The 26,391-nt window shown below is 58.0% G+C and carries 18 protein-coding genes; 3 read left to right on the top strand and 15 right to left on the bottom strand.

Translation table 11 applies throughout. The features are described 5' to 3' along the window. Positions 1-327 precede the first annotated feature (327 nt). From C7123_RS00435 to C7123_RS00385, 12 genes are all read right to left on the bottom strand, one after another. Entirely contained in the window at positions 328-546 is a 219-nt protein-coding gene (locus C7123_RS00435) for a hypothetical protein (RefSeq protein ID WP_069175390.1), read from the bottom strand. A 4-nt stretch (positions 547-550) separates the two neighbouring features. Then, a complete protein-coding gene (locus C7123_RS12765) occupies positions 551-727 on the bottom strand; it encodes a hypothetical protein (protein ID WP_159049776.1) in 177 nt (58 codons plus the stop codon). Positions 728-923: 196 nt separating this feature from the next. Then, positions 924-1,121 (bottom strand): hypothetical protein, encoded by a 198-nt coding sequence (locus C7123_RS12760; protein WP_109187367.1) that lies wholly within the window; start codon positions 1,119-1,121, stop codon positions 924-926. Beyond that, entirely contained in the window at positions 1,108-1,407 is a 300-nt protein-coding gene (locus C7123_RS00425; RefSeq protein ID WP_159049775.1) for a hypothetical protein, read from the bottom strand. Before C7123_RS00425 ends, C7123_RS12760 begins: the two co-directional genes overlap by 14 nt. 40 nt (positions 1,408-1,447) lie before the next feature. Further along, positions 1,448-1,669 carry a hypothetical protein gene (locus tag C7123_RS00420; protein ID WP_159049774.1) on the bottom strand — a complete coding sequence of 74 codons (222 nt, stop codon included), beginning with the start codon at positions 1,667-1,669 and terminating at the stop codon, positions 1,448-1,450. Further along, the gene (locus C7123_RS00415) at positions 1,632-2,267 is read right to left on the bottom strand and encodes a BRO-N domain-containing protein (protein WP_083206879.1); all 636 of its coding nucleotides are present in this window, start codon (positions 2,265-2,267) and stop codon (positions 1,632-1,634) included. The genes C7123_RS00420 and C7123_RS00415 overlap by 38 nt, the downstream gene beginning before the upstream one ends. Positions 2,268-2,438: 171 nt before the next feature. Next, the gene (locus tag C7123_RS00410; RefSeq protein WP_109187366.1) at positions 2,439-2,648 is read right to left on the bottom strand and encodes a hypothetical protein; all 210 of its coding nucleotides are present in this window, start codon (positions 2,646-2,648) and stop codon (positions 2,439-2,441) included. Between the two features lie 859 nt (positions 2,649-3,507). Then, entirely contained in the window at positions 3,508-5,664 is a 2,157-nt protein-coding gene (locus C7123_RS00405; protein WP_107490549.1) for a Kelch repeat-containing protein, read from the bottom strand. Positions 5,665-5,693: 29 nt separating this feature from the next. After that, a complete protein-coding gene (locus C7123_RS00400) occupies positions 5,694-6,650 on the bottom strand; it encodes a hypothetical protein (RefSeq protein WP_069175382.1) in 957 nt (318 codons plus the stop codon). A gap of 27 nt (positions 6,651-6,677) precedes the next feature. Continuing rightward, entirely contained in the window at positions 6,678-8,450 is a 1,773-nt protein-coding gene (locus tag C7123_RS00395; RefSeq protein ID WP_069175381.1) for a serine/threonine protein kinase, read from the bottom strand. A gap of 997 nt (positions 8,451-9,447) precedes the next feature. Further along, positions 9,448-10,338: a DUF3078 domain-containing protein gene (locus C7123_RS00390; protein ID WP_037984697.1), complete on the bottom strand. Its 891-nt coding sequence runs from the start codon at positions 10,336-10,338 to the stop codon at positions 9,448-9,450. 523 nt (positions 10,339-10,861) lie between these two features. Beyond that, positions 10,862-11,401 (bottom strand): lysophospholipid acyltransferase family protein, encoded by a 540-nt coding sequence (locus C7123_RS00385; protein WP_069176371.1) that lies wholly within the window; start codon positions 11,399-11,401, stop codon positions 10,862-10,864. Between the two features lie 246 nt (positions 11,402-11,647). Between C7123_RS00385 and C7123_RS00380 the strand changes: the two genes are divergently transcribed. The 3 genes from C7123_RS00380 (at position 11,648) to C7123_RS00370 (ending at position 16,183) form a co-directional block, all read left to right on the top strand. Next, on the top strand, positions 11,648-12,976 hold the full coding sequence (locus C7123_RS00380; protein ID WP_069175380.1) for a hypothetical protein: 1,329 nt from the start codon (positions 11,648-11,650) through the stop codon (positions 12,974-12,976). A gap of 87 nt (positions 12,977-13,063) precedes the next feature. Next, the gene (locus C7123_RS00375) at positions 13,064-14,323 is read left to right on the top strand and encodes an imelysin family protein (protein ID WP_083206876.1); all 1,260 of its coding nucleotides are present in this window, start codon (positions 13,064-13,066) and stop codon (positions 14,321-14,323) included. Between the two features lie 192 nt (positions 14,324-14,515). Then, complete coding sequence (locus tag C7123_RS00370; protein ID WP_069175379.1) at positions 14,516-16,183, top strand: di-heme oxidoredictase family protein; 1,668 nt, start codon at positions 14,516-14,518, stop codon at positions 16,181-16,183. Positions 16,184-17,213: 1,030 nt separating this feature from the next. Here C7123_RS00370 and hflX read toward each other — a convergent pair. The 3 genes from hflX to C7123_RS00350 all read right to left on the bottom strand — a co-directional run bounded on the left by hflX (position 17,214) and on the right by C7123_RS00350 (position 26,333). Further along, the gene (gene hflX / locus C7123_RS00365; RefSeq protein ID WP_037984704.1) at positions 17,214-18,431 is read right to left on the bottom strand and encodes a GTPase HflX; all 1,218 of its coding nucleotides are present in this window, start codon (positions 18,429-18,431) and stop codon (positions 17,214-17,216) included. Between the two features lie 846 nt (positions 18,432-19,277). Continuing rightward, the gene (gene tamL / locus C7123_RS00355) at positions 19,278-21,605 is read right to left on the bottom strand and encodes a translocation and assembly module lipoprotein TamL (RefSeq protein WP_069175377.1); all 2,328 of its coding nucleotides are present in this window, start codon (positions 21,603-21,605) and stop codon (positions 19,278-19,280) included. Between the two features lie 9 nt (positions 21,606-21,614). Further along, on the bottom strand, positions 21,615-26,333 hold the full coding sequence (locus C7123_RS00350) for a translocation/assembly module TamB domain-containing protein (protein ID WP_069175376.1): 4,719 nt from the start codon (positions 26,331-26,333) through the stop codon (positions 21,615-21,617). Positions 26,334-26,391 lie beyond the last annotated feature (58 nt).

Below are 26,391 nucleotides of genomic sequence, written 5' to 3'. Positions count from 1 at the left end.
GCATATAAGGGTTAGAAAGAGCCATTCGAGGCCGGGTTTTGGACTCCAAAATGGTTTTTGATGCAATCCTCGGCGGGTTTGGGGCTTCAAATCGGTTTTTGGTCAAATCCTTGGCACGTTTTGGGCTTCAAAACGGTTTTTGGTCAAATCCTTGGCACGTTTTGGGCTTCAAAACGGTTTTTGGTGCAATCCTTGGCACGTTTTGGGCTCCCAACCGGTTTTTGGTCAAATCCTTGGCACGTTTTGGGCTTCCAACCGGTTTTTGGTCAAATCCGAGACTCATTTCGGGTGGTTGTTTGGTTGTTTAGACATTGAACAAAGCAACAATTAATCCTCGCCCAGGTGGTCAGCTATTCGCCGCATTCGTTCCCGGTCACGCCACCAGATCAGCCCGATCATAACCACCCAAGCGGCATACAGTACCAGTGCCACAGCCGGCTCACATTCCTCTGTCGGGGTGCACGAGAGCAACACCCCGAGGCATCCGAACCGAAGCCACATCCCCACGCTCGTCATTCTGAGCGCACCCAAAAACATGCGTAGCATAGCCCTACGCCCTCCCTTGGATATATCGTTCCACCCGTTCGGCCGTCAGTCTAACCGACTGCCCCTCGTCCGAGTCGAACAAGTAGACATCCAGCTCCCGGTATCGGTATCGCAGCATTTCGCGCCGCCCCCGACCCGTGTACCAATAGCACGCGCCAGGCCTCAATTCTCTTGCCTTCATATACAATTCCGATCGATTGTTGTATGTTCGTCATAGGATTCCGACACCCTGTCCTTCACCGTATCCGGCCCAAACACGAACCGATATTTCCATCCTCTGGTGTGAAATACATAGCGCCCGTCGTAGGTTTGATCCGTGAACGTCACTACCATGTCCTTCCCGTTCTTCGCCCGGTAGACATATGGCATTCCGATGATCAGTTTGTTTGCCTCCACGTCTCGTCCTCCCGAATCCTTTCTTCCACTCGTTCAGCCGTCATGCAGATCGACTGCCAGTCGTCCGAGTCGAACACGAAGCAGCCGTCCGCCCTTCTGTATAGGTAGCGCACCCTCTCTCGTCCCACTCGGCTCGTGTACCAGTAGCACGCCCCGGGCCTCAATTCACTTGTTTTCATCGCTCAGCTTGATTTTCTCGATTTCACTCATCAAAAGCACCCTCAGCGCTGGCCCAATCCGCGTATCGTTCCACATCAGCCGGCACAGCTCTACCAGCATGTAGCCCCGGCCATACACCGCCAGCGTAGCCTCTGCCTCCGCTGCCTCGTCCATCAGATCCATCGTAACCAACACCGCCGCACGATCTTCGGCTTTCTCCTTGACCAACTTCCGCAGCTCATTTCCCATCTCATCAGCCCGCAGAATCAGCGTGCTATTCACCTCCGAGACATCCGCTGGTCTCATACCCTTATCCGTATTCATTTCGTTTTTTACTTTTCGTTTTTCAGCTGTTAATGATCAATTCTATCGCATCGCTCATCGCGTCGATACGCGCCTGTGCACGCAGCAACTCCACATATAGCGGGTGCGCCGCCTGGACGATCGCTTCGTCCATCAGTTCCTCTTCCAGTCGTTCCGCGTCCGCCCGCGCCAGCTCCAACTGCTGGCCCAGCTCGCCGATTACGGATTCATACTTCGTTTCCATCGCGTCGTTTTTCGTTGCCATTCAGTTGTTCGATGACGGACGTCATCCGCGCCTCCGACAGCGGATTCACATACTCCCGACAGTTCTTCAGCGCCCGTTCCTGCAAAGCCAGCATCACGCTCCCGGCATGCCCGCCGGCCTGCCCAGCCACTACCCGCTGCACGAACCACACCGGGTAACCCGTCGAGCGCGCCACCTGTATGTAGTCCCGCCGTGACAGGTAGCGCCTCATCCGCCCCATCATCACTCGTTCCAGCTCCTCTCGTTGCTCGTCGGTCAGCTGTGCCCCCGGATCCACGTAGTAACCATATTTCCGAAGGCTCGGCAGCACCTCGCCCGTCACCCATTTCCGGAACGCCCGTGCCTGCGGCTTCCTGCTTTGAAAAGCCAGACAGTAAAATCCAGACTCATTTACTGCCGTCATTGCCTGAGGGCCTCCGAGGGTGTCCACTGTAATGGACACCCCTTTGTCCTCATCCTCTACACGGGACAAAGCATCCCTGTACTTGATCAACCCCAATACCTCACACACATCTTTAGCGATGAACCACGGCTCATCCTTAATCATCTGCATCCGTACGGATGCCCCTTCTTTCCATTGTAAAATGCTCGTTTCCATTGTCTTTACTTCCTTAGTTTAATACAGTTACTTGTTCCTTTCCTTTCTCTTTCAGACCCATATCCAGCGCCCGTTGCCGGATGCGCTTGACCAAGTCACTGCGAAACTCACCGTTCAAAGCCATGTTCACCATCCGGGTAAATACAGGATCTATCCGTCAAAGTCGGCCGCTTAGAATCTGAAAATGAGCGCTTTCGTGCTGTCATCGAGGCCAAACAGAAGGAGATCGAGACCAAACAAAGAGAGATCGAAGCCAGGCAAAAAGAGATCGAAGCCCAGCGAAAGGAGATTGAAACCAGGCAAAGAGAGATTGAGGATAAGGAACGACAGATCAAGCTGATGCGCATTGATCACCTGAAAAAAGAGGAACCCGATATTCATACTCAATATCTCGAACCTGCCCACGCACCTCTACCCCCCGAAAACCCCGTAGAATCCGCCAAACTGTTAAAATCTCAGCCCTAAGAAGCCCTCTTTACCCCCTGAAAACGGCCTAAAACGCTGGTTTTAAGCCCCCTTTGTTGCGTCCCACCTGTCGCAACTTGCGCTCCTACGCCGTAATAGGGGGTAAAACTCACCTCGAAAAGTCCACAACTTAACACATTATTAACCCGCAAGGGGGGGATTCTCGCCCCCATTTACCCCCATTTTTTGACCCTACTTTTGACCCCAGTTTGACCCCAGTTTGACCCTAACTCCAAAAACGGGGTAAAAAAAGAGGGGTGCCCGAACCTACGTCCGAACACCCCGTTTTAGCCCTATTTCGAGCCCTCTGAGCGCCTTTGTTTATCCCCTCAGATCATCAGTATTCATGCGCCTTTTCGCGCGTTTTTAGCCCTTTGGGAGGTCTCAATCCAACCCGCCCGTTGTAGGCCCCCAATTCCATCCCCTCGAATCCAACCGAAATCCAAGCGAAATGTACTGAATGTTTGGCGGCTCTTTTTCTCACATCTCTGTCTATCAGTGTTTTCCGTTTTCCCCGTTGTACTTAATGTTTTGTGGGGCATAAATACACTATTTCTGGCCGTCGCAGAATTTACAACGCCTGAAATACACTATTTCTGGCTGTCGCAGAATTTGCAGCGATCGAAATACACTATTTCTGGCCGCCGCAGATTTTAAGGGCGCCGAAATACACTATTTCTGGCTGCCGCAGATTTGCAACAACCCGTCGCTGTGTTCGACGGCCCTCCGCACAGGATAACGCTCAGTTGGCCACCGTTCCCCTTGAGCGTGGGGATCAGTTATCCCACGTGGGATCGTAGGCCAGAAGGGTAGAGGACTGCTGTGAGAGACCGATGTAGATGATGTCGTTGAGGGTGAACATGCAGTGGATGCCGCGGAAGTCGGACGGGAGCTGCGCGCGGCGTGTCCAAGTGTGCGTGGCGGGGTCATACTCTAGGATCGTGAACGATTCATCGATGAGGTAGAGCTTGTTGCGGCAGGTGGTTCCGGCTAAGATGCCGCCGTTGGCCACGGAGCAGACCGTCTCGGGTGTCCAAGTGGAGAGGTCGATCGTGCGCCAAAGGTTGCGGTTGAAGGAGCCGTCAGCATTGCGGCCGAGGCCGGCGTAGACCATCGTACCGACGGTGAGGGCTACGCCACCGTAGTGTTGCGTGGGGAAGTCGGGCTGCCGGATCCACGTGGAGGCTGCTACGTTGTAACCCCAGACGTGGTTCGTGGCCGTGTCGCCCCGCCCGCCGATGAGGAAGATGTTGCCGTTTAGGGCCACGCCTAAGGCGAGGCAGAGCGAGTCAGGCGCAGGGCTTGAGGCTATGGTGTACCAAGTATTGCTGGCGATGTCGTAGCGGTAGAAGCTGTTGCGGGTGCGATGGTTCACGTCGATGCCGCCGAAGACGTAGGCCGATCCGCCGAGTGTGACGGCCGTTTGCCACTTCAGCGGACCAGCGGGGCAGGCCAGCATTTGTCGCCACTCGTTGGTCGTGGTGCTGTAGTAGTAGAGGTCGGCGCTGTAGTAAGGCCCGATGTCACCGCCCAATAGGTAGCCGCGATCAGTCGTGGCGAAGCATGTCGGGGTGCCTTGCAGGCGGGCTGCACCGGGGAAGTTGTGCGGTATGGTGCGGAAGATTGAGGGCATGCGTTGGACGACGGTCTCGCCGTACGATGTGCCTTCGGCGTTGGTGGCGTAGGCGCGGATGTAGTACGTGCGCCCCCCCCTGAGGCCGGAGAGTTGTCCGGTGAAGGTGCCTCCCGGACTGAGGGTAAGCTCGGCCGATTCGGCGTTGTAAAGCGTCGGCGTCTCGTCCGTCAGCGACCAGCAGATGCCGCATGAGGTGACGGCACTCTGGCCCGGTGAGACGATTCGTCCGCCCAGTGTGGCCGTGCCTCGAGTCAGGGTCGACGCGGGCAGCGTGACGACGGTTGGGAGACTGCTAAGCGTGGTGAAGGAGTCGGGCGCACTGTAGGAATATCCGTAGACGCGGTTGCCCGCGTAGGCGCGGACGTAGTATTTGCGATTGGCCTCGAGGCCGGTGCACTGTCCCGTGAAGGGGCCCGTGCCGGAGCCGACCTCCACGTGGGGCGAGTTGGTGAGGGTAGGATCAGGCAGGGTGCTCCAGCAGAAGCCGCGCTCCTCGATCGGCGCATCGCCGGCTGAGAGGACTGTCGCCGACACGGAGGCGGAGGTGTAGCTCACATGGAGGACAGCCAAAGAGGAGACGACGGACCTGCCGTCGGTCGTGGTGAAGGACTTTCGGATGCCGTTGTAGACGCCGAAGTGGTTGCGAACAAAGGCCTCGACGTAATAGGTAGTGGACGGTCTGAGGCCGCGGATAGGACAGAGGAAAGAGTCGGCCGTAAATGTGCTGAGGAACGAATCCTTCGGGTTCATGTCGGGCGAGGTGGAGTAGTAGACACCGCGCGCCAGGATCTCGCCCTCGCCCGAGATCTCGATGCGCCCACCGCAGACGGCGGTGGCTGCGCGTGTGCTGTCGGCTATAATAAAGGTATGCACGAGGCCCAGGCCCGTTTGGGTCTGCACCTTTCGCTCCTCACCGTAGGCTACGCCTTTGGCGTTGCGGGCATAGGGGCGGATGTAGTAGTCGCGCCCGTTGACGAGCCCGTCCACGGTGCCCTGATATTCGCCGATGCCTTTCCCGAACACTTTGGTGTGGTGATCCACCGTCGGGTGGGCTTGCTCTGACCAGCAGAAGCCCCGTTCGGTGACGGCAGCCCCGTTCGCCTGCACCACGGTGGCCGTCAGCGTGACGGACGATGCCGTGAGGGCGTTGATGGTTACGGTTTCGCCCATCTGCGGGGTGTGGGCGTTCTGTATGCCGGGTTCCACCTCCGGGTCGTCGATGCAGGCCGACGGCAGGGTGAGGAACAGCGTAAAAAGGAGAGAGAGGAATGCGTAAGGGAGATATTTCTGGTTCATGGGAGGAGCCTCGTTGTTTCGTTTTTATGTCAGAAGATCATGCCTACACCCAGCGCGGGGTAGAGGTATCGGAAGTTGAGGACGGTGCATTCGCCCGTCACGTAGTATCGGCCGCGGGGTAGGAGGTAGGTGGCGCCGAGATCCACCTTCAGGCCTTTCTCGGAGGCGTCGAGGTCTTTGGCCCACGCTCTCTGGTAGATGTTTCCGGCATTGTCGGCCGTACCGTATTGCCGGATCAGGTCACGCTGCCAATAGCCTGCGCCGACGGAGGTGTAGATGCCGGGCAGGGTACGGATCATCAGCCCGACAGAGGCCATGAGTACATTGGCCTGCTTACGACCCATGTATCCGTAATAGCCGCTTTGACCCTCGATGATGAAGCGTCCGTCGGCTGTGCGACAGGTCGCGGTGTGGCCCTGAAAGGAGAAGTTGGATTGCGCCGCGATGTACCATCCTAACCGCCCGACGATCCCGCCCACGCGTATACCGAAGGGTGCGAGCAGTGAGGCCTGATAGCCGAAGAAGAAACGCATGGGCGTGACTGATGTGGGTGTAGCCGTCGGCGCCTCGTCTTCACCCCGATTCTGGCGGCGAACCATCTCTAATTGTCGGCGCCAATAGTCGGCCGTGACGGGGTTTTCGGCCGTACCGATGCCGCGACTGTAGTAAAGGATGAGCTTATCGATGGCGAACGTATCGCGCTCCGTGGCCCACTCCGTGAGGCAGTTGAGGCACTTGTTCATCACCGTGCGCATGGAGACGTGCATGGTTTCGTCTTCGAGCCAGATGGTCGTCAGTCGGTCGATGCTGTAGCGGTCGCATTCGGCAAAGACGCCCTCCTCGAACCACATTTTGGCATCCCGATAATCCTTGCGCTGCAGGGCCTCATCGCCCTTGCGATTGTATTCGGTCTGTCGCTGCGCTTGGGCGTGCCACGACAGGCAGCACGCGATCCACAGCAACAGCATTCCCGTCCACTTCTTCATTGTCTTTGTCTGTGCGTCTATACTTAGTCAATACGTTGTGAGCCCCCGGGCTACCATCGTGCCGTTGGCGTTGTAGATGTCGTAGAGGTGGTCTTCGCGTTCGAAGGCACGCCCGTTTTCCGATCGCCCCACACTGAGGTAGATGCAGCGGATGCGCTCGATGCCTTGCGCGTCGATGGCGCCGTAGCGTCCGTTCTGCTTTTTGCGAACGATGGTGTAGCTGCCGAAGGGCATGCCCTGCTCGTAGAGCGCTTTGCGGTCGCGGACGTTGTCCTCCTCGATGCGGTCGTCGCAAGCCAAACTAAGGCGGATCACCTCTTCGGTCACCTTGATCTCTTTCGCGCTCGCAAAGTCACGCTTGGCGTCGGCATAGGCGCCGCGTTCCATCTTCATCTTTCCGGAGGCGACCAGGGCGACGTAGCGCGCGTTTGAGGTCTCGGATGAGGCATCGTCACGCGTGGTAGTTTCCGTCTTATCGGATTTCTTCTCCTCGGTCTTCTTGTCCGTCTTTTTCTCCTCCGACTGATGTTTTTCCGCCTGTTTGTCTGCGGCCGACGAGGGCGCTACCGTGGGCGGATCGAACGGCGAGCGATCACTGCCTGCGTCGCTTTGCAGCAATAGGTTGGCCGTCGGTTCGTTCGTTGGTGCCGGTTTGCTGCCGCCGATCAGGTACGACGCGGCCCAGCCGATCAGCACCGAGAGGCCGATCAATAGCGGGATCAATACGCGGCGTTTGCCCTTTCGCCGACGCGCCGGGGTGGGCTGTTCCGCCGGAGTGAGGAGGGCCGTCTCTTCGACGTCGGCGGTGAGCAACTGCGTCCGCTCGTCGTCGTTCGTGAGTGGCGCACGCTGAGTCGTTTGGCCGGTAGCGGCCACGGGCTGATCTTTTCGTTCGGGATAGGGCGGGATGTCGAGGTCGTCCAGCATTTCGCGGACGGACGCGTAGCGGTCGGCGGGGTTCACCTGCATGGCTCGCAGGATGGCGTGTTCGGTGCGGGGGGTGATGTTGGCGTTCAGCCGCGAAGGTTCGGTGAGCGGTTTAGTCACACGGAGGATGGATTCGGGGGGCACGCAGCCCGTGAGTAGGTTGTAGAACGTGGCGCCGAGCGAATAGATGTCCGGGCGGGGCGAGAAGCCCGTCAGGCCGTCGCTGTCGTACTGCTCGATGGCGGCGAAGCCCTTCGAGAGGGTCAGCGTGGTAGTGCTTGTCTCCTGACTATCGATGTCGTAGCGTTTGCTGACGCCGAAGTCGATCAGTCGGGCGTCGTCGTGCTCGTCGATCAGGATATTGCCCGGCTTGATGTCGAGATGGAGGATGTTTTTGGCGTGTACAAACTCTAGCGCGCGCCCGATTTGGTCGATATATTTGAGTGCGCACGGCTCCGTCAGCTGCCCCTCGTTTTCGAGCAACGACTTGAGCGATCGGCCCGTGATGCGCTCCATAGCGATGTAGGCCGTGTTGTTTTCCTCGAAGACTTCGAGGACATTCACGATGTACGGGTGGTGCACTTCCGAGAGGATGCGTGCCTCCTGGATCTGCCGCTCGCGGAACTTGTCGAACAGCCTGCGCCCCGTCTCCGAATGCACGCGGACTTGCATCGTGGCGGGGTCTCTGAAGCAGTAATCTTTGAAGAAATATTCCTTGATACAAATCGGTACGGCGGTCTTTACGGCTCCCAGTTCACCCTTGACTTCGGTGTTCCAAACGCCCGAATAAGTGATTCCGAATCCGCCTTGTCCGATGACCTCTGTCAGACAATATTTCCCGTTTTGCAAGCAATATCCTTTCGGTAAAATCATGATTTCTGAATCATTCAGATTTTCAAGGGCAAAGGTAAGCAGCCGTTTTGAATTTGGCGGAAAAGGCTCTGGGAGCGGCTTCTCGGCCCCTTCGCCCGTCCGTCTGTAGGGGGAATCTCCGGAGTTGTTTTCACCCTTTTGTTGCAATTTCTCCCATGCGCCGTGGATGTCCCTTCCGATGGTCTCAATCAGTCGCCACAAACTTCTTCAGCTGATTGTATCGTACAATCGCCATTACATGTTGCGGCTGATTGTATTGTAACGTGAGTTCGGTGTAAGAATAGTGTCAGCAGAGAGTCTATACGCAGAATCCGCGCGATTGCCAAAGTGCTTTTGGAAATGCCTACAACACTGTTGCAAGTGCCTCGAAGAACTTTTGGGCGTTTGCGGGTACTCCCGCCGGTCTCCCGGCATTTGCTTTGGCGTTTGCGGGGAGTTCCGCAAGTCTCTCGGCATTTGCTTTGGCGTTTGCGGGTACTCCCGCAGGTCTCCCGGCATTTGCTTTGGCGTTTGCGGGTACTCCCGCAGGTCTCCCGGCATTTGCTTTGGTGTTTGCGGGAGTCCCGCAAGTCTCCCGGTATTTACTTTGGCGTTTGCGGGGAGTTCCGCAAGTCTCTCGGCATTTGCTTTGGCGTTTGCGGGAGTCCCGCAAGTCTCCCGGTATTTACTTTGGCGTTTGCGGGGAGTTCCGCAAGTCTCTCGGCATTTGCTTTGGCGTTTGCGGGAGTCCCGCAAGTCTCCCGGCATTTGCTTTGGCGTTTGCGGGGAGTCCCGCAAGTGCTTCGGAGAACCTGTTGGCCGTTACAGCATGCTATCAATGACATTCTCAAAAGGGTATCTCATTCTTTTGTCGAACTCACGTTATCGTACAATCACCACTACAGGCTTCGGCCGATTGTATCGTACAATCGCCAAGAAAAAAAGAGAAAGGCACTGCGAAAAACAAGTTCCACAGCGCCTTCTCGATAACTGCTTGAGAGATGACTAAGAGGGTCTCTTAGAAGATGTATCCGAGGCCGAGGCCGACGACTTCTTTGAACTGTACGCGCGGGCCATGCTTCACGCCGTCCTTGTCGACGTAGCGGATGTCGTCGTCGTAGAGGAGGTAGGTGTTGGCCTTGAAGGTGAAGTATTTGTTGAGCTTCCAGTCGAGCGACATCTTCCAGTCCACGTCCACGTTGCCGAAGGTTTTGTAGGCCGAGGTGAGGAGGACTTCGGTGTTGAAGAGGACGTTTTCGGTGATCTTCTTCGAGTAGGTGCCCTTGACCAGGGCGCCGAACTCGGCCAGCACGCGGTCGCCCTTCTCGACGCCGTACGCGCCCTCGTCGGAGAGGCGGCGGTCGGAGACGAAGGTCATCTTTTCAGACACGGGCGAGATGAGCACCTTGAGGTCTTCGCGCGGGTGGGTGTAGGTCATACCGATGGATCCGAGCAGGTAGCCCGGGGCCATGAATTTGGAGATGTAGGCGGCGTCGTCCGTCACGGGATACTTGCTGTAGCCCTTGTTGAATTGCGACTTGAAGTTCAGCTCCGCCGCGTAGGCCCAGGTGGCTGAGGCCTTGTAGCCGAGGCGGGTGGCGAGGTCGATGTGGTCGTCGTTTTTGATCTGGTCGCTACCTTGATAGGTGAGGCCGTAGCCGAGGTCGGCTGAGTTGTCCCACATCCATCTATCCTTCGCGTAGTTCCATTTGCCTGCGAAGGCGGCGAGCACGGAGACGGAGTTTTCGCCGCCGGCGGCCCAGTTGGTGAAGGAGGTCTGCCCGAAGGTCAGCGAGGCGGCACCGCTGTGTGTCCAATACGAGGTGTCGCGCGGCGCGTCGTCCTGCGCCATGATCGAGGCCGTCGGGCTGAGGAGGGCGACGGCCGCAAGGAGGAATAGTTTCTTCATTGTTTCTGGTTTTTAATACGGCCGCAAAAGTAGGTTGCCGGATAAAGGGCGCCGGAAGTCAGCAGGTTCGTTTAAGTAAACTCCTCGATTAATAAGTCTTTCGGCGGGAATGCAGGGCGTGCAATGGTCGGAAAAATACGCTCCTTAACGTGAGTTCGACGTAAGAATGAGGTATCTTATCCTTGGAGAATGTCTTTCATAGTGCGCTGTAAAGGCCAAAATGCTTTTGGAAATGCTTGCACCGGCGGTGCAAACCTCAAAAACCTCTTTTTGTTTCTTGCACCGGTGGTGCAAACAGAAAAAACCACTTTTTGTCACTTGCACCATCGGTGCAAACGGAAAAAATTGCTTTTTGGCCCTTGCACCGGTGGTGCAAATCGCAAAAACCACTTTTTGGCCCTTGTACCGCCGGTGCAAGTATTTCTAAAAGCGTTTTGGCCATCGTGTGACTCCCGTAGAAGCTCTCTGCTGGCGTTATTCTTACATCGAACTCACGTTCCTTAACAGGGCCGTGGGGGGACGTTTATTGGAATCGCTCGCTGTGATTACCGGTCATGCCCTCGTAGCGCGAGCGGATGTATTGGATATCGGCTTCGGCGTCGCCGGTGGGGCGGAAAGTCTCCATAATGCCGACCTCCTTCCGCCCGTAGTCGATGTATCCCAGCTGGATGGGTACGCCGGCCTTGAGCGCGATGTAATAGAAGCCCCGCTTCCATTCGTCCACGCGTTTGCGTGTGCCTTCGGGCGTGATGGCTAGGCGGAAACGGTCGCGGCGGGCGAACTCTGCGGCCATCTGCTCCGTCATGGAGGTGTTGCGACTGCGATCGATCGGGACGCCACCGAGGGCGCGAAAGAAGAGGCCCAGCGGAAAGGCGAACCATTCCTTTTTCATCAAAAACGCGGCCTGCTTGCCAATGGCGAGATAAAACAGTTCGCCGATGATGAAATCCATATTGCTCGTGTGTGGCGCTACGCAGATCACGCACTTCGCCACCTCGTTACCTGCCGGCCCTACACGCCAGCCCATCAGGCCCAAAAGCCACTTACCAAGTCTCTTCTTCATGTTCTTTCTTTCCGTTTGATATACCATTTTGTCGGGCCAAAGGTAAGAGCCGCACGGGGACGCCACGGTATTTCCGGGCTTGATCCCCCAGGGGGCGCGAAGGATGCGACGCGCTCCCCGCAAAGATTTTTTACATCCCTAATATTTGGGATTGTGATGGTTTGGAGGCGCCTCTACTTTTGCCGCCGAAAGCCTTTCACTCCAAAGGGGCTTTCGGCAGAAGCAGCAGACATATAATTAAGAACAATGAATAAGGTCAAGATTGGGTTATTACTCGGGCTTATGGCTGGCGTCGCCACCGTGCCCGTAGAGGCGCAAGTGAATGCCTCGGACAGTGTGCAACATCACGTGCTGGGCAACCGATTGAGCGTCGGTGGATATGGCGAGATCGCCTATTCCCGCAATTTCTACAGCGACAATGTGTATCGCTACAGCGATGCCGCCAAGTACAAGAACGACCCCAGCCACGGGCGTTTCGATGTGCCGCACGCCGTCATCTATCTGAACTACAATTTCGGGAAAGGATGGACGATGGGCTCCGAGATCGAGTTCGAACACACCGGTACAGGTAGCGCTCAGGAAAAGGAATTTACCGAGGGCGGCGAGTGGGAGATGGAAGTCGAGAAAGGCGGCGAGGTGGAGCTGGAGCAGTTCTGGATCCAGAAGTCTTTCTCACGCGCCTTCAACATTCGCGCAGGCCATATTGTTGTGCCCATCGGCATGACAAACGCGCACCACGAGCCACTCCATTTCTTCACCGTCTATCGTCCCGAAGGCGAGGCCACGATCCTGCCTTGCACATGGCACGACACGGGAATCAGCTTCTGGGGCCGCACGGGACGCGTCCGGTATGAGGCGCAAGTGGTGGCTGGCCTCGACGCCTTTTTCTTCGATCGCGAAGGTTGGGTGAGTGGCGGCGCCGGATCGCCCTATGAGTTTAAGGTGGCCAACAAATACGGCTTCATCGGCCGACTTGACTATTACGCCTTCCCCGGGCTGCGCATCGGCCTGAGCGGATACTATGGCCGCGCCATGCACAACGCCTTCCCACACGATCTCGAGGGGAAGGACGCCAATGGTAACGTGAAGCGTTACGACAATGTGAAAGGCACCGTGGCCATCGGTGCGTTCGACTTCGCGTTTAACCGGTTCAACTGGATCGTCCGCGGTAACGCCGACTACGGTTACGTGGGCGACGCCGCTACGATCAGCACCATCAAACGCAACCTGACGGCCAACTCCGCCCCCTATAAGAAAACGCCCGTCGGCAAGAATGCCGTGGCCGTAGGCCTTGAAGCGGGCTACGATATTTTCTCGCAGGTGGCTCGGCTGCGCGCTGACGACCAGAAATTCTACCTCTTCGGACGGTACGAATACTATAACTCCTACATCCCCTCCAGCGATCAGCAGAAGTATGAGTACACCGGCAAGCAACGCCTGGCCGTGGGCTTCAACTACTTCCCCCTGCCGCAGATCGTGGTGAAGGGCGAATACTCCACCCGTCTGCTCAAGCAGCAATACAATAACGAACCCTCCATCTCCCTCGGAATTGCCTATGAGGGCTTCTTCCTCTGATCCGACATCGAGAGACGTGCCACGGAGGGCATAGCCCAGAGAGGGTACTACACACGCACACACGCATTCATCATTAATAATAGACACATGATTAAGAAGTATCTTAGAACGTCATTGCTCCTCACCGTAGGGGCAATGCTGACATGGGGATTCTCCTCATGCGAGAAAAACAATGATCCTATCGAGAAAGGGCTTACCGAGAAGCAGAAAGAGATGAGTCAGATCGCCAAGCAGTATGTGGATAACACGGTCAACCTGACTTACAAAAACCTCGCTGCTGAGACCTCTGAGCTCTACGACAAGCTCAAGGCTGCCAAGGAAAAGTTCCTCAAAGACCCCAAGAGCCTCACGCAGGCCGAGGTGGACGAGATCTGCAAAACGTTCATCAAGGCTCGTTCCAGCTACGAGCAGAGTGAGGCCTTCCTCTTTGGTGCCGCTACCGATTTCGGCGTAGATCCGCACATCGACACTTGGCCGCTCGACGTGGACGGTCTGGCTGCCGCCCTGACCAACAAGTACCAGCTGGAGAAGCTCGGCGGTGACGAAAACGACGCTATCGCCTACGCGGCCGGTAAGCTCGGACAGGAGTTGCTCGGCTTCCACGGCATCGAATTCGTGATCTTCCGCAACGGCAAGAACCGCACCGTCGCTGCGCTGCAAGCCAACGAGGACAACGAGGCTTTCACCGCCATCAAGGCCCAGGTGACAGGCGCCGAGGAGCTGACTTACGCCACGGCTGTGGCGGGCGACCTCCGCGACCGTTGCTACCAGCTCGAGGTGGCTTGGAACGCCAACGCGCCCAAGGCTCACAAGGATCGGGTGGAAGAGATCGAACTCCCGTCTTCGCGTAACGGAAAATCGTACACCGATGACCTGCTCGGCGCTACCAAAGCCGGCAGCGGCTACGCTACCTGGGAAGAGGTCATGACCACCATCCTCAAGGCCGGATGTGAGAACATCTGCGACGAGGTGGCCAACACCAAGATCGGCAATCCCTACTCGGGCAAGGACAAGAATTACATCGAGTCGCCCTACAGCCAGCGCTCCTTCATCGATTTCCACGACAACTTGATCAGTATCCAGAACTCGCTCTATGGCGGCATCAATGGCAATCGCAATGAGGCCCTCTCGATCATGGCCTTCATGAAGAAGTACGACGCAGCCCAGGCTTCTAAGCTCGAGAGCGATCTCAAGGCTGCCCTGAAGGCCCTCGAGGACTGCCAGACGCAGCTCAAGGGTGGCTTTGTGAGCAACATCTCCAATCCGCTCGTAGGCGAGGCGCAGAAGAAGATCCAAACCCTGGATGAAGATCTGAACAAGGCTGCCGAGTGGTTCTCGAAACAGTAACCCATCCGTAACGGAAAAACGAAAGACGAAAAACGCCACCGAGGCCATCTTGCCACAGTCAGCAGAGTCCACGGTTCGCGCTTAGCTTTTCGTCCTTAGTTCCCAAAGGGGCATCGGGGAGGCGGGTTCAGCCCCATCACTTCCCGATGCCCCTTCCTGTTATATCTACAAACAACGAAAAGGAATTTCAGTATGACACTCAAACACAACCTCACGCTTTCCGCGTTAGCCGCGCTCTGGCTCGTGTCCTTCGCTGCGTGCAGCGATGATCCGAAGCCCGAGCCCGAACCGAATGTCCCCGACGCCAATTTTGTCGGTCAAGCCGTCGGCAACTTCTCGGCCGACGAGTGGTATCCCGGAGGTCAACTGGGCACGACTGACAACGTCGTCAACGGATCCTATGCCGACGAGACACCCGCCGTAGAAGAGCAAGGTTTGATAGAGCTCTTCAACCTGGGCGAGGCTTTTGACGAGAGAAAGTATACGATCAGCACGCCGCCATTCAAAGGCTGGGGGCCAGCGGCTTCACGCAAGACCTGCTTCGACTGCCACATCCAGTATGGCGGTCACGGTATGCGCCAGACTCAGTTCCGCCCCGAGTATGGCAATGGCTACGTCATCCAGGTTTATTATCCCGACGCGCCGGGCAGTAACAACGGCAAACCCATCGAGCACATCACCAAGTTTACCCAGGTGATGGCCGCACACCCCTTCCTCCCGCCGGTTGACCCAGACCAGATCAAGATCGAATGGAAAACGGTGGCGGCGATGGAAAGCGGCCTGCCGATGACCTTCCCCGACGGCGAGAAATACGAACTCATCTACCCCGAAGTCACCGTTCCCCAGACCGCATTCAACACCTCGCCCCGGCCCTCAGGCTATGAGGTGCGGCTGCTGGTATCGCTCAGCTTCTCCGGTCTCGGACTCATCGATGCTATCCCGGACGACTCCATCATCGCCCAATATCGCCGCGAGGCTAAGTATGGCGTCGCCCTCAACCCCGTCATCTGGGACAAGGGAGCGAATCGTCTGACCGCCGAAGGTTACAGCGAGCTCAACGGAAAGAAGCGTGTCCGCCGCTTCAATTACGATCTCACCGAGGCGGCCTTGCTTGAGGACGCAGGCCTCTGGGACGAGCTGGGAGTCTCGCGGACGGACCTGCCGTGGATGTGCTCCACCAACGAATGGGCTAAGGCCATGGCCGAGAATCCGTCCGTCGTCGCGGGCATCAAAGCCAATCCCGCGTCGCCTTATTACGCCGACGGGACGGAGAAAGGCATCTCCAACGCCATTCGCATCCTCCTCTCGCCTGAGACCAACCAGTTCGACAACCCCATCCACAAGTTCGAGCCCGAGATGGAGGACGACAACTACTACGCCTTCGCCGTCTGGCATCGCGGTCTCTCCATCCCCCGCGCCCGCAACCTGAACACGAAAACCGTGCAGCGCGGCAAGGAGGTATTCATGCAGATCGGTTGCGCCAATTGCCACCGCCCGCAGTGGAAGACCGGCAGCGATGATAACATTTACTCGCCCAAACCGGTAAAGAATCGCAAGCTGCCGCGCTATCCCCACCAGACGATCTATCCTTACACCGACTTTGTTCAGCATCGCATGTTCATGGCGAACGACATCTTTAACTCGTGGTGCAGAACCCCGCCCCTCTGGGGTCGCGGACTCATGCGGGTGAACACAGGCGGCGAGGACCGCTTACACGACTGTCGCGCGCGTAACACCATCGAGGCCATCATGTGGCACGCCTACAGCAAGAAGAGCGATGCCTATCGTACGGTCGAAAAGTTCTACCATTTGCCGAAGGCAGACCGCGACGCCGTGGTGGCATTCGTGAACGCGATATGATTCATCACTTTTCATAGCTTCCTTATCTCACCGATAGGGACACGCAAAGGCCGAGGAAGACTCTCTTCCTCGGCCTTTTTTTCATTCCCGCGCCGCGATACATTCTCCGCCTTGATAAATACGTAATTCATTTTTTCAGCATGAATCTTATACCCGTCAAGGATCAGATTCGCCATGAAACATGCTGCCATTTCCTCGACAGATTTTCGAGTCTTGGTGTAGGGGCGTATGGCATACGCCCCACAAACGCCTCCGCATGGGGGCGAATGACAGATAAACCCGATACATTTTGGGGTGTATGTCTTTGCGACCAACCCCACCTCGGCGAGAAACTCTTAAAATTTGTATGGATGCACGCAAAACCCGGCGAGGATTGGATGAAAATGGCCATATTCACAGAAAACCCGGCGAGGATTGGATGAAAATGGCCATATCCACCGAAAACCCGGCGAGGATTGGATGAAAATGGCCATATTCACCGAAAACCCGGCGGGGATTGGACAAAAATGGCCATATCCATCGAAAACCCGGCGAGGATTGGACGAAAATGGCCATATCTATCGAAAACCCGGCGAGGATTGGACGAAAATGGCCATATCCACCGAAAACCCGGCGAGGATTGGATGAAAATGGCCATATCTATCGAAAACCCGGCAAGGATTGGATGAATATGGCCATATTCACCGAAAACCCGGCGAGGATTGGACGAAAATGGCCATATCCACCGAAAACCCGGCGAGGATTGGATGAAAATGGCCATATCTACCGAAAACCCGGCGGGGATTGGATTCAATATGGATACAGCTATCGAATCCTCGCCGGGAATAGAATTCCATACGTTTTCGAGAATCCTATTTTGGGCGAGGATGGGATTCGTGTACCCACATGCGGGGCTATACCTATTCTATATAGGTGGGCAGATGGCCCGGACTGGGGTAAACGTATCAAGACAAGAAAGCCGGGCGACACGCGGAATGAGATCCGCAGTGTGCGTCCGGCAGTCTTTCACGCTTCGCTTTCCGTCCTTAGCTCATTCGCCTTCGCCGTCGTACTGCTGAAAGAGAAAATCGTTGTAGGGGAAACGGGTGATATGGATGGCTTTGACGTGCTCGTAGAGGAGCGACTTGAGGGCGGCGATGTTGGTCCGATCGCGGGCGGAGATGAAGATGCAGCTGCCGGGGCGACGGCTCATCCAGGTCTCGCGAAGCTCGGAGAGGGGGATGTTTTCGCGCTCGCGGGGCGTGAGATCATCCTCGTCCTTGGGGACAAACGAAAACGCGTCGATCTTATTAAAGACCGTGATGATGGGCTTGTCGGCGCAACCGATGTCTGCCAGGGTGCGCTCTACGACTTCGATCTGCTCCTCAAAAGTAGGGTGGGAAATGTCCACGACATGCACCAAAAGATCGGCTTCGCGAACCTCGTCGAGGGTGGACTTGAACGACTCGACGAGTTCGGTAGGCAACTTGCGGATGAAGCCCACCGTATCGGAGAGGAGGAAGGGCAGGTTGTCGATGATCACCTTGCGCACGGTGGTGTCGAGGGTGGCGAAGAGCTTGTTTTCGGCAAACACGTCGCTTTTACCAAGCAAGTTCATGAGGGTCGACTTGCCCACGTTGGTATAACCTACGAGCGCCACGCGGACCATCTTGCCCCGGTTGCGCCGCTGAGTGGCCTTCTGCCGGTCTATCTCTTCCAGCTCACGTTTGAGCTTGGAGATGCGGTCGAGAATGATGCGCCGGTCGGTTTCGAGCTGCGTCTCGCCCGGCCCACGCATACCCACGCCGCCTCGCTGACGCTCCAGGTGCGTCCATAGGCGCGTCAGACGGGGAAGCATATAGCGGTACTGCGCCAGCTCGACTTGCGTCTTGGCGTGGGCCGTCTGCGCGCGCTTGGCAAAGATGTCGAGGATGAGATTCGTGCGGTCCAGGATGCGCACCTTGAGTTCCTTTTCGATATTTCGTAGCTGCTTGGCCGAGAGCTCGTCGTCAAAGACCACGATGCCTATCTCGTTCTCAGCCACATACTCGCCAATCTGTTGCAACTTACCCGACCCGACGAAGGTTACGGCATGCGGCTTGTCGGCCTTCTGGGTGAAGCGTCGGACAGGCTCAATCCCGGCCGTTTCGGCCAGGAAGGCCAGCTCGTCTAAGTATTCCTTGACCTGCGCCTCACTCTGCTCGGGGGTGACTAACCCCACCAGGACGGCGCGCTCGGTCTGCTCTTGGGTGATAATGAATTCTTTCATACGGCTGCAAAGGTAGGGGGGAATGGCTAACTAAAATCGAAAAATAGATCCAAGGCTCGAGGCTGGGCGTTTCCGAAACGTGACGGGGCAAACTTCGCCGGCGGCCGCAGCCGCCCTTCCCTTGATGGAAGAAAAGAAGGCAAAAGAAGATCAAGTCCTCTGCCGAGGCCGGGGAAGCTGGCCGGCGGCATGGACTTACTGATTCGTGCTTGTATAGAGAAGGTGAAAAACGTATGGATTCCTAATTGGATCACAGAAATGATTGCCCCCTCCTGCCGGTAGGGTAGGGGCGTATCGAATACGCCCTCCTAACGCCCCAGCATGGGGCGAATGACTTCGTTGGAGATGCACCTAACTCCCAGCATGAGGCGAACGACTCGGCCAAAGACGCCTCGAACGGCCCCTTACGGGTCCGTCGGGAGGGCGTATTCGATACGCCCCTACAGCCTACCGGCCGGAGGCGCTTTTTCTTATGGTTGATTGGGGTGGATCGAAAAACCTGACGGGGGAAGGACAGCCGACGTCATGGACTTACCGATTCTTGCCGGCATAGGGGAGGCGGAGTACGTATGGATTCCTATTTGTTTCAAGGGATTGAAGGCCTTCTCCTGCCGGCAGGGTAGGGGCGTATGGCATACGCCCTCCGAACGCCCCGGGTACGGGGCGAACGATTTCGTTAGGTATGCACCTAACGGCCCCTTTGGGCCCGCCTTGGGGGCGTATTCAATACGCCCCTACAGCCTACCGGCAGGAGGCGTTTTTTCTTATGGTCGATTGGAGGGGATCGAAAAACGTGACGGGGCAAACTTCGCCGGCGGCCGCAGCCGCCCTTCGCTCGATAAAAATTCAGAAGGGGTAGCCGAGGGCTAAGTGGAACCCGAGGGCGTCGCGTAGGTTGGGGGCGTTGAGATAGCCGCGCCGACCGGTGTCGTAGGGGAAGTGGAGGGCGTAACCGATGTCGAAACGGAAGACGAGGAGGTTGATGTCGTAACGAAAGCCTATGCCGGTGCCGGTGGCGAGGTCGGTGAGGAGGTGTCTCCACGCGAACTGTCCGCCGGGACGCGCGGGGTCGTCGCGCAGCAGCCACACGTTGCCGACGTCGAGGAAGACGGCGCCGGCCAGGTCGCCCACGATGCGGAAACGATACTCGGCGTTGGCCTCCAGCTTGATGTCGCCAATCTGATCAATGTAGGCGTACGGGTCATTCTTATCCGGGGCGAAGTGGCCAGGGCCGACGCTGCGGATGGTGAAGGCGCGGATGCTGTTGGCGCCGCCGACGTAGAACTGCTCGCTGTACGGGGCTTCCGAGGCATTGCCGTAGCTGTAGATGATGCCGCCGCCGATGCGGAAGGCGAGGCGCTGATGGCGATCTATGTAATGATTGTAGCGAAGCTCAGTGGTCATCTTCAGGAACTGCGAATACGGGTTCTTGAAGACAGTCTTGCCCTTCTCGTCCCACCGTCGCCCGAAGAGGAGGTTAGTGGCTGAGAGCAGGTTACCGGCCTCTGCGATCGAAAAATGCCAGCGCGTCTTGCTGCGCTCCTCACGCACGGTGGAGTTGTCGAGCGTGTAGGTGTACTCTACGACGGGAATAAATTGATCCTGAAGGCTCTGGCGAATGGATGGGTTTCTTGAGGTGATGCTGTCAAAGGCGGCCGTGGTGCCTATGAGCCGCGAGTAAGTGAGGCGTAGCGGCGTGAACGTGTGTCGGCGGATGGGGTTGGGAACGAAGTCGTACGAGAGACTGCCACTGAAACTGAGCTGGTTGAAGAATCGCGCACGGTTCATGACTGTCGCCTGCGCCTCGAGGCGGGTGGTAGCGATCAGATCCCGGTCTTTGTGACCAAATTTCGGTAAGACGAGGCGGGGGAAGGTCAGCGAGCCGCGTGCGCCGATCTCGTAGTTGTTCACCAGCCCCGTATGCCCGGCGGTGCGCGCACCCGTCTGCCACTCGTACGAGCCAAACACAGTGGCGGAGAGATTCTCGCCGCCGCGGAAGAGGTTCATCCGGGTCAGGGCCAGATTGAACCCAGGCCCGGCATAGTGATTATCGTTGAGGGTACCCTTGACCTCGAGGCGACTATTGAGCGGATAGTCGTAGGTGGCACGGATGCGCAGGTTCATGGTGTCGCACGTGGCGGAGGTGTCGGTGGGCGTGTATTGCATATCCACAAAGCGGAAGGTGCGCAGCTTGTTCATCGCCGCCAGCGTCTCCTCCTGAGCGGCGAGGCTATAGCGGTCGCCACGCTCATAGCGCAAGGCATTGAAGAGGACGTGGGGGCGGAGGCGCAGCCTGCCCTCGTAATGAATGGTGACGGGGCCGTAGGTGAGGCTATCCGTTGGCTCCTCGCCGTCGTAACCGATCAGGCGGATGGCTGTGCGTCCCAAGAACCACGGCTTACGGATGAAGTCGCGGGGAATGTCGCGCCGGACACGTACGCGTAGGTCTACGAGGTGGTCTCCCTTCGTCGAGTCGGCTTGCACCTCGATGTACTCCGGTCGGAAGTAATAATAGCCGTTGTTACGCATGATGGTGGCGATGCGCTGGCGTTCCGCTTCGAGGCGATCGAGGGTGAAGAGATCGCCTCGGTGAAGCAGACGCTCTTCGTCGCGCCACTTGATGGTGGTATCGCTCCGATCTTGCATGCGACGAAAGCGGACAGAGTCGATCACGTAAGGCTCGCCCAGGGTGACGAGGTATCGCACCCGGGCTTTGAGCGAATCCTTGTGGTCGGGGATGATCTCATAGCGGGCCGCGCCGCGGAAGAAACCGTTTTCGTGGAGTACGTTCTGCGCTGCCAGCGCCCGGTTGGCGGGCTTTACGGTGGTTAGCGTCACCGGCCGCGCCGCGAGCCATCGGTACATCCACTGGTGGAAGCGCCCCTTTTTCCCGACGTGGGCGTTATAGACCCAGAGCCCGATAGGCAGCGGCGTGCGTGTGGTGGAACTGCCTAGGAGGGCGTTATTCGGCGCATAGGCCAGAGCCTCTTCCACCTTGCCCATCACCTCGTCCGCGCCGCGGTGGCGCTGATTGGCGGGGTCGTTGACTACGATGCGCTCGATGCCGGTGTAGAGCACTTCGCCCGGAGGAAGCATTTTCGTCGTGGAGCAGGATGCGCTGAGCAGAAGAACAAAGAAAAAAAGGGGGAGGAGGGGGGAGTGGTTCGGCTTCATCTTTCTTTTTTAGTCGTTAGGGGAAGGGTCGGCGTTCCGACGCGTCGTATCCTCGGCGGGAGCGCCTTCGGTGGAGTCCGTTTCCGTCTCGTCCGTATCGGGTGCGGCGGGCTCGGGCTCGGTCACTACCGTGCGATTGCGACGTTTGCGGAAGTCGAAGAGGTCGGCCAAGCGCTTCACCTTACGTCGGAAGATGGCGCTCAGGCCCGTCTTGCGGATCTCGCCCTCGAAGAGATTCTCATAGTCCGTCTGATTGTACACCTTGACGAAGCGCGAACCGTCGGCGTCGAGGCGATACTCCAGCGAGGCCTCGTCGAGATAGAGCCGGTTGCCCATCACGGGATCGTTGGTCGAGTAACGCATACCGAGGGTGGTGTAAATGCGCTCCTTGAGGAAGCCCATATAGAAGCGACCGAGGTAATCGATACGCCGACCCTTGCCGTCGGTGCCGTCGTAGGTGTTTACGTCGAACGAGAAGGGGACGTCGCCGCCCAAGCTGCCGAGCATGTTGTTGATCTCGCGTTGGAGTAGGCTGCTGATGGCCGTCCCCACATCCAGATGCTCGTTGCCAGTGCCGCTCTGGGCCAGATAGACACCCGTGACAAGGAGACCGATGGCCTGCTTGCTGCGCTCCTCTTCGCCCATGGCGGCCAGCTGCGTCTGCACGGTGCCATTCTTAGGCGCCTCGAGGATGAACTTGAGGGCGATGTTGCGCAGCTGCTGCCTGACCTGTAAGCCTACGTTGAAGTCCACCATCTGCGAACGCCCGTCGAGGTTGACAGTCGACCGCTGTCGGGTGAGGGCCGTCAGGTTGAGGTAAGGATTCATCAAGTCGCCCTGCCACTCTACGTAGCTGCCGTCTTGAATCGTGAAGTCCGTCAGCGGGATCACGGGGATGCTGTAGCGAATCAATCCGCCAGAGAGGGTGTATCGCCCACTCATGTTCATATCCCCGAGCGGGGTGTAATGGAACGACAGATCGCCGCCGCCACGCAGCTCGATACGGTTGGAGCGTTCGCCGGCGCCGCCCATATCCACCTTTAGGCGCGCCGTGGGATCCACGCGCAGCGTAAGCTGGGCGTCCAGTCCGCCTATCGAACTCGTACGCGCAGCGTTCTGCCGTTCTATGTCACGAATGCGTTGCGGGACGGTGTCGGAGAAGTAGGTGAAGGAGACCAGCCCGGCGAAGTTGTCTTGCAGCTCGTCGTTGGCGTCGAGCATGACATACGTGACGTTCGTACCACTGCGCACGTGCACGCCACCGCGCACCTTGAGCACGCGCAGTGGGCCGCGAGCCGTGAGATTCAGATCGATGGGCAGCCGACCGTAGAGCATGGCTCCGGGTGCGCCGTCGGGGGCGTCGATGAGTAGCATGTCTTGCGCCAGCAGTCGCAAGTCTGCCGTTTCCTTCATCGACTTGCTGAAGTCCACCGTGCCACTGATCACGAACGGATTGCCGCCCGTGGTGTAGATGCCATATTTGGTGAGGCGCAGCTTACTGTCCTTGATGTCCACCTCCTGATCGTCGAAGCGGAAGCGCGTGCCTACAGCCCTTACGTACATCGAGGTCGAGTCGAGCTGCAAATAGCCGTTCCAAATCGGACCCCGATCGCGACTTTCTAACGTCAACCGGCCACGCAACACGCCCTGCATATCTAAGGCACCGCCGAAGAAGGGGTTCAGCTCATTAAGAGGGATCCGATCGAACTGCATCGTGCCGTCTATCATGCCCTGCGCCTGTTTCTGTTGCGGCTGCCGATAGAAGGCGGAGACTGTCGCCAGTTCCGACTCGTTGTGGTAGAAGTGGGCGTCGAAGCGGTGGCGATTGTTGTCGAGGGGCAGGTAGACACCGTTGAGCAGGAGTTCGCCGACAGGCTGTCCGCGGAAGATGAGGTTGTCGATGTTCGCGTCGGCAGCAATGAGGAATGACACGTCGGAGGGCACGTAGCGCAGAGCCACATTGACCCGCCCCTGCATATCCGGGATAGCGGCGAAGCGCGACAGTTGCTGGAGATCGAGTTGGTTGATCTCGACAGCCAGCTCTGTAGAGTCCTCACTGGAGTGCATCCATAGCGCGGCATTCTCAGGTCCGGTCAACTTCAGATCGGCGGAGATGCTCTTTAGGCTGCGCATCTCCACGTAGTTCTCGGGGTTCAGCTTGAATGGCATGAAGGCCAGCACAGGCTCGTCGGGGATGAAGTGGAAGCGGTATGCCTTGCCACGCTGTTCGGCCTGCACGCCAAGTTGGAGGCCCGTCTCGCCACGACTGTCACGATAGAGTGCGTTGACTTCTGCCACACCGTTTAAGAGGTGGCCGCGCAGCCCGGCGGTGAAGGCGTCTTGTCCGCGAAAGCGGTTCTTGATCACGTCGACAGCGTAAGTCAGGCCCTCGATCGAATCGTGGCGGATGTCGAGGCAGATGGTGTCGAGCCGCATCGTATCCTTCATCACGGAGAGCAGCAGGGCGTTGGCTTGTAGCCCGTCGACGGGTGAGGTGGAGGCATGGACGGTGAGCCGATCGAAGAAGATGTTCTGCTCCTGAAGGTAGTTGTAGAGCGGATTGTCTTGCGCGGCCTCCAGCTGTATGTTGAGCGTGGGCAGGAGCGGCGTGAGGCGTTCGATATGGGCGGCGCTGTCGTGCTCCATCAGTCTGCGGAAGACGTCGGATACATTTCCGAGGCGTTGGAGGAGCGTGGGCGCGTCAGCGTTGCCGGTGGCAATTAGCCCCATGTCGCCGGCGTGGAAGGAGAGGCGTGTCGTGTCGTCATCGCTGACGGCGTGTAGGGTGAGCATCTTCGGGCGATAGATCTGCTGGTCCGTGGTGATGGCCCAGTTGCCCAGGGTGAGGTCTAACCGATGGCGCCGCTTGAGGTCGGTCTCCATCTCGGAGAAGAGTTGGAAAGAGCCGGAGAGCGGATCCTTTGTCAGCTTGAGCCCCATCAGATCGAGCGTATCCATGTCGATGGCCACCACGCCTGCCATGCGGTCGCGCCGGACGACACCGTCCAGCATGACCTTACCTTTTATATAAGGCGACTCGCTGTTCAGCGTGGCCTGCGCTTGATGGTTGAGCAATGAACCGTCGAGCGAGAGGCCGGAGAGGCGATAGGATCCGTAATGCACATCGGCCACGGAACCGCGCAGGGTGATGCGTGTGCGGGGTGAAAAGATGTCCGTGCCTCGCCCTTCGGCGTGCAGCACGGCCGTGAGTCGGTAGAGCGAATCCTGCGGCAGGAAGTGCACCGGCCGGAGGCTGTCTACGCGCACATCGACGGCGTACTCGTTTCGCAGCGAGTGGTAGCGGCCCGTCAGCTCGATGCGTCCGCCCGACTCCTCAGCTTTCAATCGCCCTTGGTATTCGCTCCCTTTGAGCGACGCCTCCAACTCCACCCGCATACGTTCAGGCATCCGTACCCGTCCACCCGAAATCTCCGGGATCCAACGGCTGAGGTACTGTCGGCTTTCGGTCTGTAGCCTTAGGTTGATCTGCCCCGTGCGTCGCCGCTCGTCCATGACATGCTCAGCCGATCCGTAGGCTTCAAACGTGAAGGCACCGGGCAAACCACCCATCAGATCGTGCACCCGCATCCGCTCTAAGTTGCCCTCCACCAGTCCCGAGAGATACAGCAACGAGTCCGGCAGCGCCCGCATCAGTCGCGGCCCCTGTTCGCCCATGGCCGTCAGCACGTCCTGCCCATCAATACCCGCCGACCATTCCGCCTGAAGATCGGCCGTCGGTCTATCCGACAGCGCGGCCCACGGCACATGCGCTTGCAGGTCGATCCACGAACGCGTCGTCCGCAGCATGCCCTCCGAGACGGAGACCCCCGTGCTATCCAGATGCACATAAGCCGACAGCGATTCCACCGAAAGCCCTGACCGTTCGTCGAGCGACGCCTCACGAAGCGCCACGCGCAGGTCGCCCGCATGGTAGCGCACGGAGTCGGCCAGCAGGCGGATGTTTGAGGCAGAGATATGTTGCGGATCGAGGCCCACGGTGCGTGGCCGCTCACTGCCATCGTAGGCCGCATAGGCGCCGCGGATGTCAAGCCGTCCGGCCGCGTAACGCTGTGCCTCCAAGTTGGCCGATACGCCCGTCACGCGTGCATCGCCCAGGTAAGTCGTTACCCCGAGCGTATCCTTAGGCATGCGCAGGGTGAAGCCTACGCGCTGTAGGTCGAGTCGTTCGGCCGTGATCCGCCAGCGGTTGACGGTCGTGTCGGTCGTGTCCGAGGGGGGGATTGAGTCGATCACCAGCGCCACCTCCACATCAGCCAGCAGTACGTTGTCGAGCTTCAGCTCCTCCTTCTTGGCCCAAAGACCAACGTCGGCCGTAGCCAGTCGCCCGAATGTGCCGTCCAAGTGCATGCCCTCGATCAGCCCTTTGCTGTGCACCAGCGCACTGTCCAACTGTAGCTCTGAGACGAATACCTCGCCCCGCAGCAGGGGCCACGGCCGCACGCTGACGGAGAGCCCGCGCACGTTGAGCAGCGTGTCGCACACTGAGTCGCGCACCGAGACGTCGCGCAGCGTGAGGTCTAACGGATACGACAGTCGCACATGCCCCACGGTGATCTCCATGCCGACGCGCTCAGATACGTGCCGCAGCACGACCTTCAGCACCGCATTCTGCACCGGTGGCACATAGAGCAACACGGCACCCACCGCCACCGCCCCCACGGGCGCCAGCAGGCATGTCTTGACTGTGCGTTTGATCCATTTAGCCATCGTGTTCGATCCGTCTGTTTATTACGGCGGGCAAAAATATGGGAAATACCACCCGCGC

The sequence above is a fragment of the Tannerella serpentiformis genome (assembly GCF_003033925.1).
Taxonomy (GTDB): domain Bacteria; phylum Bacteroidota; class Bacteroidia; order Bacteroidales; family Tannerellaceae; genus Tannerella; species Tannerella serpentiformis.
This window is presented reverse-complemented; position numbering and strand designations above follow the sequence as displayed.

What these genes read in the sequence shown, in the direction of transcription:
- C7123_RS00435 (WP_069175390.1), bottom strand. Translation starts at nt 546, where the DNA reads ATGCTACGCATGTTTTTGGGTGCGCTCAGAATGACGAGCGTGGGGATG.
- C7123_RS12765 (WP_159049776.1), bottom strand. Translation starts at nt 727, where the DNA reads ATGAAGGCAAGAGAATTGAGGCCTGGCGCGTGCTATTGGTACACGGGT.
- C7123_RS12760 (WP_109187367.1), bottom strand. Translation starts at nt 1,121, where the DNA reads ATGAAAACAAGTGAATTGAGGCCCGGGGCGTGCTACTGGTACACGAGC.
- C7123_RS00425 (WP_159049775.1), bottom strand. Translation starts at nt 1,407, where the DNA reads ATGAGACCAGCGGATGTCTCGGAGGTGAATAGCACGCTGATTCTGCGG.
- C7123_RS00420 (WP_159049774.1), bottom strand. Translation starts at nt 1,669, where the DNA reads ATGGCAACGAAAAACGACGCGATGGAAACGAAGTATGAATCCGTAATC.
- C7123_RS00415 (WP_083206879.1), bottom strand. Translation starts at nt 2,267, where the DNA reads ATGGAAACGAGCATTTTACAATGGAAAGAAGGGGCATCCGTACGGATG.
- C7123_RS00410 (WP_109187366.1), bottom strand. Translation starts at nt 2,648, where the DNA reads ATGAATATCGGGTTCCTCTTTTTTCAGGTGATCAATGCGCATCAGCTT.
- C7123_RS00405 (WP_107490549.1), bottom strand. Translation starts at nt 5,664, where the DNA reads ATGAACCAGAAATATCTCCCTTACGCATTCCTCTCTCTCCTTTTTACG.
- C7123_RS00400 (WP_069175382.1), bottom strand. Translation starts at nt 6,650, where the DNA reads ATGAAGAAGTGGACGGGAATGCTGTTGCTGTGGATCGCGTGCTGCCTG.
- C7123_RS00395 (WP_069175381.1), bottom strand. Translation starts at nt 8,450, where the DNA reads ATGATTTTACCGAAAGGATATTGCTTGCAAAACGGGAAATATTGTCTG.
- C7123_RS00390 (WP_037984697.1), bottom strand. Translation starts at nt 10,338, where the DNA reads ATGAAGAAACTATTCCTCCTTGCGGCCGTCGCCCTCCTCAGCCCGACG.
- C7123_RS00385 (WP_069176371.1), bottom strand. Translation starts at nt 11,401, where the DNA reads ATGAAGAAGAGACTTGGTAAGTGGCTTTTGGGCCTGATGGGCTGGCGT.
- C7123_RS00380 (WP_069175380.1), top strand. Translation starts at nt 11,648, where the DNA reads ATGAATAAGGTCAAGATTGGGTTATTACTCGGGCTTATGGCTGGCGTC.
- C7123_RS00375 (WP_083206876.1), top strand. Translation starts at nt 13,064, where the DNA reads ATGATTAAGAAGTATCTTAGAACGTCATTGCTCCTCACCGTAGGGGCA.
- C7123_RS00370 (WP_069175379.1), top strand. Translation starts at nt 14,516, where the DNA reads ATGACACTCAAACACAACCTCACGCTTTCCGCGTTAGCCGCGCTCTGG.
- hflX (WP_037984704.1), bottom strand. Translation starts at nt 18,431, where the DNA reads ATGAAAGAATTCATTATCACCCAAGAGCAGACCGAGCGCGCCGTCCTG.
- tamL (WP_069175377.1), bottom strand. Translation starts at nt 21,605, where the DNA reads ATGAAGCCGAACCACTCCCCCCTCCTCCCCCTTTTTTTCTTTGTTCTT.
- C7123_RS00350 (WP_069175376.1), bottom strand. Translation starts at nt 26,333, where the DNA reads ATGGCTAAATGGATCAAACGCACAGTCAAGACATGCCTGCTGGCGCCC.